The organism is Vibrio sp. 1CM23M, assembly GCF_023161755.1.
GTDB classification, from domain to species: domain Bacteria; phylum Pseudomonadota; class Gammaproteobacteria; order Enterobacterales; family Vibrionaceae; genus Vibrio; species Vibrio coralliirubri.
This window is the reverse complement of record NZ_JALNTR010000002.1, coordinates 518104-532192: the sequence shown is the minus strand read 5'-3', so window position 1 is coordinate 532192 and position 14089 is coordinate 518104. Positions and strand designations below refer to the sequence as shown.

Here is a 14089-nt window from a genome sequence, read left to right as displayed (position 1 = left end):
AATCAACGTACCCAGAATAAGCGTTTTTAAAAACTATGTTAGATACCCAATACTCGCAGTACATCCAACACCGAATTGACCAAAAAACCAAGCCACTCGGTGCCCTTGGTTTACTCGAAAAAGTCGCACATCAACTGGCATTGATTCAGAGCCAAGGCAAAGAAGCTGCGGTCGAACACATTGAATTGAACAAGCCAAGTATCATCATTTTTGCTGGCGACCATGGCATTGCTGACGAAGGCGTGAGTATTGCTCCAAGCGCGGTAACACAACAGATGGTGTTGAACTTCTTAAGCGGTGGCGCGGCGATCAATTGCTTCTGTGCGGTGAATAATATCGATATCACGGTAGTCGACACGGGGATATTGTTGCCTGTGGAATCAGACAGTGACATGTTGATCTCTCAGCGTTTGGGTACGCGAACCAATAACTTTGCCAATGAAGCGGCAATGAGTTTAGAAACGGTGGAACGCGGGATTGAACTGGGTACAGAGCTTGTATCTAGAACCATTTCGAATGGCACGAATATCATAATGTTTGGTGAAATGGGTATCGGAAATACCAGCAGCGCATCAGCGATCTTAAGTGCATTAGCGAATCGTGCTGCAGCGGAGTGTGTTGGCCTAGGCACTGGCATCAACAATGAACAGCTTGCACGTAAAGTGGTTGTGGTTGAGCAAGGTGTTGCGCGTTGCAAAGGTTTAGATGCGAATGAAGTTAAAGATATTAAACAGGTACTCGCACAAGTCGGTGGCTATGAAATCGTTCAAATGGTGGGGGGCTTCCTTGGCGCTTACCAAAACAGAACACCAGTGTTGGTCGATGGCTTTATCGTATCGGTTGCGGCGTATGTCGCGACTTTAATTGAACCAAACTGCCGAGACTATATGATCTTCGCACATCGCTCTGAAGAGTCAGGACACAAAATTCTGTTAGAGCTGCTCGACGCTGAGCCACTGCTCGATCTTGGATTGAGATTAGGCGAGGGCACAGGTGCTGCGCTAGCTATGCCAATTATTCGTGCGGCAGCCGAGTTTTATAACAACATGGCGAGCTTCGAAAGTGCTGGAGTCACGGTTTAATGAGTGATGTACCAGAAGGATCGTTGAAAGATCGAGTCACTTATCAGTGGGAGTTGTTTGCACTGGCGATGGGCTTCTTTTCTCGCTTGCCAATGCCGAAGAATATGCCCTATTCATCAGAGCGAATGAATCGTTCGGGTCGTTACTTTTCAACGGTTGGTTTGTTGCTAGGTGCTCTATGTGGCGGTGTGTTTTTGCTACTTGATGCGGTACTGCCGAGTGCAGTAGCGATTTTCTTGATGATGAGTTTTAGCCTGATGCTCACAGGTGCATTCCATGAAGATGGTTTGACTGATATGGCGGATGGCATTGGTGGCGGCATGACTCTAGAACGTCGTTTGACCATCATGAAAGACAGTCGAATTGGCACTTATGGCGCGTCTGCACTGGTTATGGCTCTGCTTGGCAAGTGGGTGTTGTTGAATGAGCTGGTCAACATGACGGCTCTGTTTATGGTTATCGTGACCAGCTATGCCTTTAGCCGCGCGATTGCTGCGTCACTTATCTACGACATGCCTTATGTCAGCGATTTAGATACCAGTAAAAGTAAACCATTGGCCAACAAGCAAACCAAAGGCGAACTTGTCTTCTTATTGCTGGTAGGCGTGCTGCCTAGCCTGTGGTTTGGTCTTGAATTCGCTTTGGTTTTATCTGTCGTCGCCTATCTGTTCAGAACAGGTTTCAAAAAGTGGTTAACGGCTCGAATTGGTGGCTTTACTGGCGACTGCTTGGGGGCTGCTCAACAGTTGATGGAGTTGCTGACTTACCTTGTATTCATTACTGCATTTTACAATGGCTTTCTATAACGGTTCCCTATGACGAACACCAATCAAACTAATCAAGCAAGACAGCGAAACAGCCATCTGGTATTGGGTGGAGCTCGTTCTGGCAAGTCGAGTTTTGCAGAGCAACAAGCATTATGTGCGTTTGAAGCATGTTCAAATGGACGCCTTAACTATATTGCAACGGCCACTTATTTGGACGACGAAATGCGAGAACGAATCGCGCACCATCAACAACGTCGTGGTGAGCAGTGGATTGAGCATGAAGTACCCGTCGAGTTAGCCGAAAAACTGCAGTCTTTTGCGAAAGAAGATGTGGTGCTGATTGACTGCCTAACATTGTGGTTGAACAACATCATCTTTGAACTGGGTGATGATGTAACCAATGAACAGGTTGAAGCCGTGGTTGAAGTCTTGGTTAAAAGCGTCGAGCAAAGTCCGGCGCAAATTATCATGGTCTCTAATGAAGTCGGTTTAGGTGTAGTGCCTTTGGGGAAAGTGTCGCGCTTGTTTGTGGACAATGCAGGACGAATGAACCAAGCGCTAGCTCGTGTCGTTGAGCGCGTCACGCTGGTTGCTGCCGGATTGCCGCTGCACTTAAAACCATCTAATCACTTGCTTGATACTCAAGGCTAGGTCGCACACATGGTTAATGGAACAACTAAAAACATCTATTTATTAAGACATGGCAAGGTCGAAGGCGAAGCAGCACTTAACGGATTGTCAGACGTGTTGGTCAACTCTAATCTTCAATATCAGATCTGTGGAGCTCTCGCTAAACAAGACATTATCTTTGATAGTGTGGTTTCCTCGCCACTCAGACGATGTGGTGATCTTGCGAGCTTGTTTGCAGAGCGTATGTCAGTGCCTTTATCAGTTGCACCAGACTTTCAGGAAATGAACTTCGGTGAAGTAGATGGTGTCCCATTTGATGAACTTGAAGACAAGTGGGGAATGTTAGAAACCTTTTGGCAAGATCCTGCTAATCATCAATTAACTGGTGCAGAAAGTTTACAGAGCTTCCACGACAGAGTAACTCAAGCTTGGTCGCAACTTTTGAATGATCCAAGTGACAATATATTGTTGGTTACCCATGGTGGTGTGATTCGCATTCTGTTAGCGCATTGTCTTGATATTGATTGGAAAAATCCGAGTTTGTACTCGAAGCTATCGATAGAAAACGCGTCGATAACTCATATTCAAATCACTCAGTTTGCGCAGAGCTTTATCAGCGTTAAATCGATAGGGCTACCTGTTCTCTGAATGTTCAAAAAACACAGTTTAAGAATTAACAATCTACTAAAAATATTAGAAGTATTAAAAGTAATTAGAAGTATAAAGCGGCGTGAACAGTCGCTATACCAGATTGGTATTACTACCTACGTGAAAGGAATTTAGTCATGACAACACCGAGTTGGGATCTAAGCATTGCTTATCGCGATCTTAATGATGCGAAAATCGAACAAGACATTGAACTCATTCAACAATGTATTGAGCTGTTGTACCTACACGTTGAAAAGCGTCATATCATTCTAGCGATGCAAAACGCCATTCAAACTTCTGAAGCGGCAGGCACGTTACTGAGCACGATCAACACCTTCGCTAATTGCCACGCATCGGTAGACGCGACGCACACAGAAGCCAAAGCTCTGCTTGGTCGTGTAGCGAAGCTGAACTCTGAAATGTCTCAAGCGTTTAGCCCATATGAAGACACGCTAATTCACGCAGAACCAGAATTTATCGATGCAGTATTAGAGCATGAGAGCGCAGATGTAGCAGGGCAACGCTTTGCGATTGAAAGCTCACGTAAGTTATCAAGCAGCCGACTCAGTGTTGCTGAAGAGCAGTTGTTAGCTGCGATGAAGGTTGATGGCCGTGACGGATGGGGTCGTTTATACGACAACCTAACCGGTTCTTTAAAACTATCGCTAAAGCTGGACGGTGAAGATGAAGCTCTAGGTTTTTCACAAGCCGCGAGCCTGTTGTACGGCAGCGAATTCGACAAACAAGAACCGGCATGGCGCGCGGTTCAAGGTGCGATGGAAACGCATCAAGAGTCTTTTGCTTCGATCCTAAATGCATTGGCGGGTTGGCGACTGACTGAAAACAAAAAGCGCTCGAAGATTAGCGATGTACATTTCTTAGATCCAAGCCTACACGGCAGCCGCATTGTGCCAGAAACGCTAGACACCATGATGTCGGTAGCAAAAGCAAATCGAGCTGTTGGTCAGAAAGCGGGTTTGTTGATGGCAAGAGTTCACGGTCTCGATGAAATGAAGCCTTGGAATCATTTAGCAGCAATGCCACCGTTGGGTGACAGCGAATCTAAGGTTTACCCATTTGATGAAGCGATCGAAGTGATTAAAACCGCCTTCGCTGAAGTAAATCCAGAGATGGCTGATTTCGTCGCATTAATGGTTGAGAACGGTTGGATTGATGCCGCTCCAGCAGCCAATAAACGTCTAGGTGCGTACTGCACTAAATTTGCTGCGACACGCACACCGCTTGTGTTCATGACATGGAGTGGTAGCCGCTCAGATTTAATGACATTGGCGCACGAGCTAGGCCACGCGTTCCACAATTGGGTGATGAAAGACATGCCGTTGTGTCAAACACGCTACCCAATGACGCTAGCAGAAACCGCTTCGATCTTTGCTGAAAACATCGTTCGTGACCATCTATTGAAGCAAGCACAAACACGTAATGAGAAACTTGAAATGCTGTGGGAAGAGCTTTCTTCTTCTTTGGCATTAATGGTGAACATTCCTGTCCGTTTTGAGTTTGAGAAAGCCTTCTACGAGCAGCGTGAACAAGGTGAGCTAACGGCTCAGCAGCTGTGTGACTTGATGGAAACGACTTGGAAAGAGTGGTACGGCGATGCAATGACAGAAGCCGACCCTTACTTCTGGGCGAGCAAACTGCACTTCAGCATCTCTCAAGTAAGCTTCTACAACTACCCATACTTGTTCGGTTACCTGTTCAGTAAAGGTGTTTACGCTCAGCGCGATGCGAAAGGTGAGCAATTCTACGGCGATTACGTTTCGTTGCTTCGTGATACGGGCAGCATGATGGCGGAAGAAGTCGTTCAAAAGCACTTAGGAATGGACCTTACTCAAGCGGATTTTTGGCAACAAAGCATCGACATGGTCAAAGTTCAAATCGATGAATTTGAAAGATTGCTCGATCAGGAAGATTAATTGATCTCAATCTGTTCATGGCAGGTAAGAGCTGTGTTAGCTTACGTGGCTCTTATCTTGCTGAGATAACCTGAGGCAACCAAAAACTGCTCTAAATAGAGAAAGTTATTTGGAACAGATGTCGGTTAGTAAAATCAGCAGGTAATACAAAAATATATGGGTAGTATTTGTGAGTGATAACGGAGTTTCTATTGATAAGTGCGATCCTAGCAACACAATTTCTATGTACAATTTATTAACATACGGCCGTGCAATTAAGGAGTAGCGCATGACGAAGACCCTCTTTCGCCAATCATTTCTTTTTGACAGCCTAGATCTTGAGCAAGAAGTGGTTGCAGGACAGACCGTACTGAGTAACGGTGTTCAAATTAAGCTTCATCAACGCGGTGTATTGGAAGTGGTTCCCGCAGAGTACAATTCTGAAACCAAGAACATCATCTTTTCAACAGGTGTTCATGGCGATGAAACTTCACCAATGGAGCTGATTGATAAGCTCATTGAGGATATTGAAACAGGCTTCCAAGTAGTGACAGCAAGATGTTTATTCATCATTGCTCACCCGGAAGCAACCAACGCGCATACTCGTTTTCTTGATGTGAATATGAACCGTCTGTTTGATGAAAAACAGCACGAAAGTAATCGAGAAGTGGATATCGCGAAGAACCTTAAGTACTTGGTTACTGAGTTTTACAAGGAAACGGTACCTGCTACTCGTTGGCACTTAGATCTGCACTGTGCGATCCGTTTGTCTAAGCATTACTCGTTCGCTGTGAGCCCTAAGGTTCGCCACGAAGTACGCAATAAGGAGCTTTTCGATTTCATCAACAGTGCTCACGTTGAAGCTGTGTTGCTGTCTAATGCACCAACCAGCACCTTCAGTTGGTACAGCGCTGAAAACTTTGAAGCGCAAGCACTGACAATGGAGCTAGGGCAGGTTGCAAGAATTGGTGAGAACCAACTTGATAAGCTAACGGCTTTCGATTTGGCAATACGTAATCTGATTGCTGAAATAGAACCAGAGCATTTGCCGAAGAAAACCATTACGTATCGCGTAAGCCGAACCATTGTTCGTTTGCACGATGACTTTGATTTCATGTTCTCTGATGACGTTGAGAACTTTACGGCATTCAAGCACGGTGAAGTGTTTGGTCATGATGGTGATAAGCCATTGATGGCGAAGAATGAAAACGAAGCGGTGGTATTCCCAAATCGTAACGTGGCTATCGGTCAACGAGCGGCCTTAATGGTGTGCGAAGTTGAAACACGATTCGACCACGGTCAGCTTGTGTACGATTAATACCTAGTCGAACTAGAACGACCAAAACAACCGCTCAACTGGTTGAAATATCAAGGTTCACATTACGGTGTGAGCCTTGAGTTTATTTAGGGATACAGGTAAGGTTACGCGAACAATTTCAAAGTAGCTTGATATGGATTTCCAACAACTTCTTCACCAAAAACAGCGCAAATGGACCCGAGCCATTTATCTGATGGCAGCACTGCTTGTCGCGCTGAGTGCGATTTACCTAATGGTTGGCGATCTTTTCATTTCCCCTCTGGGCACATTGTCCACGCTAGAACAAAAACTACTGATTGATTTACGCTTACCTCGATTATTAGCAGCGATTGCGATCGGGGCAGGGTTAGCCGTATCTGGCGCAAGCTTACAAGTCTTATTGGGTAACGTATTAGCAGAGCCAGGTGTGCTCGGCATTTCTGGTGGCGCAAGTTTGGCGATGGTTATCGTACTGTTCTTCTTACCGTTTGCTCCTACACCAGAACTGTTCATGATTGCCGCCGTTTTAGGCTCACTCTGTTTTACCGTGATTCTAGTGAGCATGGTAAAAACGATGCGACTCACCACGGCTAAATTACTGCTGGTGGGTGTCGCGTTAGGTATTCTTTCTGGTGCGATGGTGACATGGGCGTTCTATTTTAGTGATGACCTGAGCCTACGCTTATTGATGTATTGGCTGATGGGCAGCTTAGGTGGCGTAACTTGGTATCAACACTCGCTTACGTTAGTGATGATCCCCGTGATTATTTGGCTGTGTCTACAAGGTAGCAAGCTAGACAAACTGATGATTGGCGAAACGCATGCCGCGCAACTGGGTGTGAACGTTCCTAGATTACGTTGGCGTCTAATTTTCGCTGTGTCTATTTTAGTCGGCTGCGCGGTAGCTTTAGGTGGCGTGATCAGCTTTGTTGGCTTGGTTGTGCCACACTTATTGCGTTTAGCGATTGGTACTGATAACAAATACCTTCTTCCTTTGTCTGCCGTTGCTGGCGCTGCGTTGTTGGTGTTTGCTGATATTTGCGCGCGTACATTACTCGATTCTGCAGAATTACCTTTGGGTGTGATGACCACCAGTATCGGTGCGCCTATCTTCATTTGGATGTTAATTAAAAATCATGATTCAAATTAAGAGCCTGAGCGTCGGCGCTCGTTTATTACCACTCTCATTCGAGCTCAACCAAGGGCAGGTGACTCACGTTATCGGCCCTAATGGCAGCGGAAAAAGTACCTTACTCGAAGCGATATCTGGTATTGGTGATGGTTACAAAGGCGATATAAAGATCGACGGGCAGGATTTGTCTGAACTGTCTTTACAAGATTTATCATTGCATCGTGCTTACTTGTGCCAAAGCGCGAGACCGGCTTTCAACTTGGAAGTGTTCCAGTACCTTGCGTTGTCATTGCCAAGCTCCTCACACGGCCTTGATGCTGAAATCAACGCAGCTTTGGAAGAAATCAGCCAGATGCTAGACATTGCAGACAAACTTCATCGTTCCATTCAGACACTCTCTGGTGGTGAATGGCAACGTGTTCGTTTGGCGGGAATGTGTCTGCAAATTTGGCCGACACTTAACCCATACGCGAAGCTGCTGATCCTCGACGAACCTGCAGCTCCACTGGATATTGCTCAAGAAGCCTTGTTGTACAAGCTCATCGAACGAGTAGCAGAAAAGGGGATTGCCGTGATCATGGCAAACCATGATTTGAACAGAACCCTAAGACATGCAGACCAAGTGTTGCTGCTTGATAAAGGTGTACTTCAAGCATCAGGCACAGCTGATCAAGTGCTTACCCCTGAGCAGCTAGAGTCCGTGTTCAACACTGAAGTCAAAAGTATCTCAGTCGATAATCAATCCTATCTTTTGTTTGGTTAAAAGACTAATTGGTTAAGCTGAACATTGGGTTTAAGGCGAGTTAGTAAAGGAAGCAAATATGTTTAGATACATCCAAAGAAGAAGAATCAAAAAGGTGATTAAGTCATTGTCTGCAAAGATGGTGAAGAGCTACGGAAGCCGTGATTTCTTCTCGATTGGACAGGTTGAAACAAGTTCTCGTGAGTTGAGTAACCGCCAACAACAGATTGCTTTAGCCTTGTTTGCGGATCCACAAGACCTTGCTGTTGAATTAGCTCCAACTATTCAGTTGCTGCGTAATGATGTGTCTAATGACTTCTTCGGCGGAGAAGACTACACAGCGCGAGATGTACTTAATCTATTGGGTGGCGGCGGTTGGAAGGGCGGTCGTATGGACGACGACATGTCACATCGCATGGGCATGCATAGCCGTTATTAAAGCTCTACCAAGCTCCCTCTATTTAAATCAACTTTGCATCAAAGCACCTTTATCTAATGTGACTCGTCAAAACCGTTATTTTGACAACAAACCCTCTACTTTCGCGTCAATGCGATATCCTGAACAGCCCGTTCATACGTTTCTCACCTCTAGTCTCTCAGGTTCTTAGCCTATTCCCTTGCTCTATTTATTGAATAAACTTCATAGTCTTCAGATGTATAAGATAATTTCCCCTTCGTATTACCTTTGATGAATATCAATCAGCCTTATTGACTAAATAATCCTACCTTCCTCGACCATGCTCAAATTGATTGATATGCATTTGCTTTATTAATGTTCGAGCCAAGTAACGGTTAATAGCAAATTGAGGTGCTTACTCAATCAAACAAGTGGATAGGTAAACAAGCGAAGATCATTTTGTCTTGTTAATGGGAAATATGACGTCTTTAAGTGGAAATGTTATGAGAATCGGAATAGAGAAAACGGCTTTAGCCATCGCTTTGTCTGCGGCTTGTGGTGGCGCTATGGCACATGGATTTATATCGCTGAACGATGATGGCAACATCATAAGTCGTGTCGCTTTGTGTCACTTAGAAGATTCTGAAGGTCAGGCGAAGAACATGGACTGTGGCGACATACAGTATGAGCCACAAAGTGTGGAAGGCTTTGACGGCTTCCCTGAAGATGGCCCTGCTGATGGTTACATTGCCAGTGCTGAAATATTAATGGCAAGAAACCTAGATGAACAAACTTCAGAGCGCTGGCAGAAACGCCCAATCGAAGCGGGCTCTCAAGAGTTTGAATGGACATTTAGAGCCAACCATATTGCAGCTGGTTTTAAATATTACATTACGAAAGAAGGTTGGGACCAAAATTCACCATTAGCTCGCTCAGAGTTTGACTTAAATCCCTTTTGTGAAGTTGATGCCCATGGAGAGATGACACAGAACACGGCGACTCACACCTGTAACGTGCCAGAGAGAGAAGGCTATCACGTGATTCTGGCTGTGTGGGATGTGGGCGACACCGACAAGGCTTTCTATAACGCGATTGATGTGGTGTTTGATGGCGATGATTCTCAACTTCCGGGTTGGGAAAAAGCAGGCCAGATAATTCCTACGATCAATTTGAAAGAAGGCGACGCGGTATATACACGCGTGTTTGATGGATCTGGTGAAAACTCAGCGCTCAGTACTCGTATCAAAATTGCGAATAGTGAGGATGGCCAACCAAAGAACTGGTCTAAGGTATTAGCAACCAAAGTTAATGAAGATCGCAATAACATTAAGTCTGGCGTGTTGAGTGAAAATGGTTTTGCACCTATTTACGGTGTGAACCCAATATATGTGAATTCTGACAGCGGTATCCAGCGTGTGGAAATAGGTTACGATGTTGAAGTGCCAGAACCCGATACGTCACTTACAGTTGAAGGTCTGGATCCAGAATACGTGATCGGAGAAGAGCCAACCGTACTCGATCTATCATTGGTAGCTGAGGGCGATGCCCAAGCTGAACTCACCGTGTATAACCATGCTCGAGAATCTTTGGCATACTGGAGTGGGGAGGTTGAAGATAACTCGTCAGAATCGGTAGCATTACCTTTGTCTAAATCAGAGGTTGGTCATCATATGTTGGTAGTGAGTGTCAAAAACAGCGAAGGAAAATTGGTAGGCCAACAAATGATGGATTTCCATTTAGTTGATGCCGATGCGCCACCACCTGTACATGATTATGTCTACCCAGAAGGCTTTGGTAACTATGTTGATGGCGACGTCGTTTTATTTGAAGGCGAAGGTGTTTATCAATGTTACGGCCCATGGGCAGCAGAATGTAACAATGAAGCGTATCTTCCAGGTGTGGCAGCAGATCCAAATTGGGTTGAGCAACAATGGAAAAAGTTAGATTAATTACGAGTTAATCGAACTCACTTAGCTGTATATTAAATCTCCAGATGCAAAGGCGGCTTAATCATCGAGCCGCTTTTTTATTCACTTTGAATAATGTTACGTCAATCAAGACGGAATACTGAGATCCAATAATTCGAAGCAACATCATCTATCGACAACGCATTTCTTTGAGTTGTGTGACTCTGATTCCTATCAATATAAAACCCGCTGTCATTGATAAAATTGACGTATATATTTTTCGTTGTTCTTCAAACAAAAACTATAAACCCTCGAAGTGCAATTTTGATTGGTAAGTGACCAGTTAATGTTGTGTGTAGGGTAAAATAATAGAGAGTGGGAAAGTGACAACAATAAATAATAATATTCTAAAATTAGCAGTAGGTATGGCTATGCTATCGAGTGTGCCTTCGGTGGCAAATGCTCATGGTTGGTCTGAATTTCCAAGTGCGCGTCAGAACACGTGTTACGAGCAAGGCGGGATTTGGTCGGGTACACCACCTAATGCTGCGTGTGCTCAAGCAAAAGACATTTCGGGTTCATACCCATTTGTTCAACGTAACGAATACGCTAAAAATGTCCAAGATTTCAATAATATCAATGCTGTAAAAGCGGCGATTCCTGACGGCACGTTATGTTATGCCAACGATTCGCAAAAACGCGGTATGGGTGCGCCTCATACTGGTTGGACTCGTACCGAGCTAAATACTGGTACGTTTGAATATGTATTCAATGCGACAGCACCACACAACCCTTCTTTCTGGGAGTTCTACCTAACGAAACCAAACGCGGACCTAAGCAAAGGCCTAGCGTGGGGAGACTTAGATCTTATCCAAGAAGAGGGTAACGTTCCGGTTAATGGCGGCAAGTACCGCATTAATGTCACTATTCCTTCAGACCGTTCTGGCGATGCGATTCTATTCGTTCGCTGGCAACGTGATGATGCTGCGGGCGAAGGCTTCTACAACTGTTCAGACATCACTATTGCGGGTGGCACAACTCCTCCACCAGAGCCGGGTCCAGAACCCGATCTAGTGCGTGGTGATCTGTTTGTTTCAGACCAATTTGGAACGCCAGAAATTGGTGATACAGTTAAGTACGACATCATCAACAAGTATGGTGAAGTAGCGCGCAGCTTCGACATCGTTATCGATGCTTCAAACGTTAACGATTGGGCTCGTTTGTTGGCTTCAGAAATTAATGGTTGGCACGAAGAGTTTAAAGATGGCGCGATCTTCATTGGTGACTGGCACGTTGAAATGCAGCACTACATGTACTTCCAAAACGATCCTTCACGTAACTTCTTCAACTCAAAAGATAGCCGTGCTTCTGGTCAGTTAACGCTGATTGATGGTGGTGACGGTGGTGTCGAACCACTGAAAGGTGACATCTACGAGCTAGTGAAGAGTGACAATGTAGTGAATGCTGGCGATAAGGTTGTGATTGCAACAAGCGAAGCGGCAAATCTAACTCAAACTCAAGGTTCTTCTGTAAGCATTCAAAATAACGGCACGGCTTCTATCGTAGTGGATACCACTGGCATCACTGCAAACGAAACTCTATCGTTTATGGCTAGCTCGATTGAAAGCGACAGTGTTGAAACCTTCACGTTCGAAGTAATTGCCGATGACGGTGGTGTAACACCAGACCCAGATCCAACGCCGGATCCTGATCCGACTCCTGACCCAGACATTGGCACGTGGGACTCATCAGCGACTTACCTTGGTGGCGAAGTCGTGACTTACTCGAACCAGTCATGGAAAGCACAATGGTGGGTTCAAGGTGGTACAAACCCTAAAGCGACCTACGAAAATGACAAATGGGGCGTTTGGCGTCCAGCCAACTAATCTTAACTATCGTTAGTTCAATAGCTTTAAAGGAATAACCAAGGCACCACACTTTTTGACGAGTGTGGTGTCTTTTCTTATGGGAAAGATAAACAAGTCGACCGTGAAGGTAATTGGGTTTAGGGTAGAGCTTTGTTATACCTGAATGTCCGAGAACTTCGAATATTCACGGTTTAGTAATATTTTGCGCATTAGATAGAAAAGACTTTTTGATGAAAAAATCACAGATACTCGCCAATACAATCAAGAATCAGATAGAGCAAAACATCTGGTTGAGTGGTGAGAAGATCCCATCAATTAGAGATGCGTGTAAGCGCTATAAACTCAGTATCGAGACGGTATTACAAGCCTATCAGCAACTTGAAGACCAAGGCTATGTGCGCTCAAAGCCTAAGTCTGGCTATTTCGTGTTACCGCGTAGAAATGTATTCACCTCAGAACACACGCAACAAAAAGCCATCAAGCCGTATCCTGTTAAAATCAGTGACCTGCTATACGATGTACTTCAACGAGCCAAAGACCCTAGCATCATTCCACTTAGCTCGGCATTCCCTGATCCCGCCTTGTTTCCCCATCAAGCACTGTCACGCAGCTTAGCTAATGCCAGCCGCCAAATGCCCGACAACAGCATGCTCACCAATTTACCTCCAGGCAGTGAAACACTTCGCAGGCAAATTGCCCAACGCTATCAAGTTCAAGGTTTAAACGTACTGCCAGACGACATTGTGATTACTTCTGGGGCGATGGAGGCACTTAACTTATGCCTGCAATCCTGTACCGAACCGGGTGACTTAGTCGCGATAGAGTACCCAGCGTTTTACGGTGTGTTACAGACCATAGAAAGGCTAAACCTCACTGCTGTTGAGATTCCAACAGACCCGAGAAGAGGGATTGATTTAGATGTGTTGGAGTCGGTGTTCGCTTCAATGGACATCAAAGCGTGCTGGTTTATGACAGAGTCGCAAAACCCAGTAGGCTATTCGATGAGTGATGGAAACAAGCAGCGATTGGCCGAGTTGGTGAACCAACATAAGATCTCGATGATTGAAGACGATGTGTATCGAGAGCTTCACTTCGGTAATCAAAGCTCATTGCCTGCTAAAGCGTATGACACTGACGAGCAGATCATGCTTTGTGGTTCGTTTTCCAAATCATTGTCACCGGGCTTTCGAATCGGTTGGGTAGTGGCACGTAAACAAGCGTTAAAGATTCAGCGGTTACAGCACTTATCAACACTTTCCAGCAGTATTCCTATTCAGCTCGGTTTGTCTCACTACCTTACGTTTTATAGCTATGACAACCATCTTAAAAAGCTTCGTAAACTTTTGAATGAAAGGAAGAAGGCACATATTGCATTGTTAGAATCTAGCTTACCTTCAAGTGCGATGGTGCATAAAAGCCAAGGTGGCTACTTCATTTGGATTGAACTGCCTCACTCTGTTTGTGTTGAGAAGTTGTATGAACTAGCCCTTGAACAAAACATCTCTGTCGCGCCGGGAATCATATTCAGCAGTGACAAAAAGTTCTCTCATCACATTCGTCTTAACTGTTCGTACGCTTGTGACGACAAAATAGCAGAAGCCATTCAAACATTAGGCGGCTTGATTCAGACAATGGAATTGCAAGCCAATAGTTGCAGTTAAACTCTGACCAGTCGTTCGTCTAATAAGTAAATCTGTTCTGTTTTT

Annotated in this window: 12 protein-coding genes; all 12 read left to right on the top strand. The window is 45.0% G+C overall.

Features of this window, described 5'->3' with window-relative positions:
• Nucleotides 1–35: 35 nt before the first annotated feature.
• The 12 genes from cobT to MSG35_RS07690 all read left to right on the top strand — a co-directional run bounded on the left by cobT (nt 36) and on the right by MSG35_RS07690 (nt 14044).
• Nucleotides 36–1082, top strand: coding sequence for a nicotinate-nucleotide--dimethylbenzimidazole phosphoribosyltransferase (gene cobT, locus MSG35_RS07745; RefSeq protein ID WP_248383593.1), 1047 nt, complete (start codon nt 36–38; stop codon nt 1080–1082).
• A complete protein-coding gene (locus MSG35_RS07740) occupies nt 1082–1888 on the top strand; it encodes an adenosylcobinamide-GDP ribazoletransferase (protein ID WP_248383592.1) in 807 nt (268 codons plus the stop codon). The genes cobT and MSG35_RS07740 overlap by 1 nt, the downstream gene beginning before the upstream one ends.
• 9 nt (nt 1889–1897) lie before the next feature.
• On the top strand, nt 1898–2500 hold the full coding sequence (gene cobU, locus MSG35_RS07735) for a bifunctional adenosylcobinamide kinase/adenosylcobinamide-phosphate guanylyltransferase (RefSeq protein ID WP_248383591.1): 603 nt from the start codon (nt 1898–1900) through the stop codon (nt 2498–2500).
• Between the two features lie 9 nt (nt 2501–2509).
• Nucleotides 2510–3127, top strand: a complete 618-nt coding sequence (gene cobC, locus MSG35_RS07730) for an alpha-ribazole phosphatase family protein (RefSeq protein WP_017090916.1) — start codon at nt 2510–2512, stop codon at nt 3125–3127.
• 137 nt (nt 3128–3264) lie between these two features.
• Nucleotides 3265–5061, top strand: a complete 1797-nt coding sequence (locus tag MSG35_RS07725) for a M3 family oligoendopeptidase (protein ID WP_248383590.1) — start codon at nt 3265–3267, stop codon at nt 5059–5061.
• Nucleotides 5062–5329: 268 nt separating this feature from the next.
• Nucleotides 5330–6358, top strand: coding sequence for a succinylglutamate desuccinylase (locus MSG35_RS07720; protein WP_248383589.1), 1029 nt, complete (start codon nt 5330–5332; stop codon nt 6356–6358).
• A 133-nt stretch (nt 6359–6491) separates the two neighbouring features.
• Complete coding sequence (gene btuC, locus MSG35_RS07715; RefSeq protein WP_017096955.1) at nt 6492–7487, top strand: vitamin B12 ABC transporter permease BtuC; 996 nt, start codon at nt 6492–6494, stop codon at nt 7485–7487.
• The gene (gene btuD / locus MSG35_RS07710; protein ID WP_248383588.1) at nt 7474–8232 is read left to right on the top strand and encodes a vitamin B12 ABC transporter ATP-binding protein BtuD; all 759 of its coding nucleotides are present in this window, start codon (nt 7474–7476) and stop codon (nt 8230–8232) included. The genes btuC and btuD overlap by 14 nt, the downstream gene beginning before the upstream one ends.
• A 58-nt stretch (nt 8233–8290) precedes the next feature.
• Nucleotides 8291–8650 (top strand): DUF6559 family protein, encoded by a 360-nt coding sequence (locus MSG35_RS07705; protein WP_050653948.1) that lies wholly within the window; start codon nt 8291–8293, stop codon nt 8648–8650.
• A gap of 461 nt (nt 8651–9111) precedes the next feature.
• Nucleotides 9112–10557, top strand: a complete 1446-nt coding sequence (gene gbpA, locus MSG35_RS07700) for an N-acetylglucosamine-binding protein GbpA (protein WP_248383587.1) — start codon at nt 9112–9114, stop codon at nt 10555–10557.
• 389 nt (nt 10558–10946) lie between these two features.
• Complete coding sequence (locus tag MSG35_RS07695) at nt 10947–12401, top strand: lytic polysaccharide monooxygenase (RefSeq protein ID WP_248383908.1); 1455 nt, start codon at nt 10947–10949, stop codon at nt 12399–12401.
• Nucleotides 12402–12613: 212 nt separating this feature from the next.
• Nucleotides 12614–14044, top strand: coding sequence for a PLP-dependent aminotransferase family protein (locus MSG35_RS07690; protein WP_248383586.1), 1431 nt, complete (start codon nt 12614–12616; stop codon nt 14042–14044).
• The last annotated feature ends 45 nt before the right edge of the window (nt 14045–14089 follow it).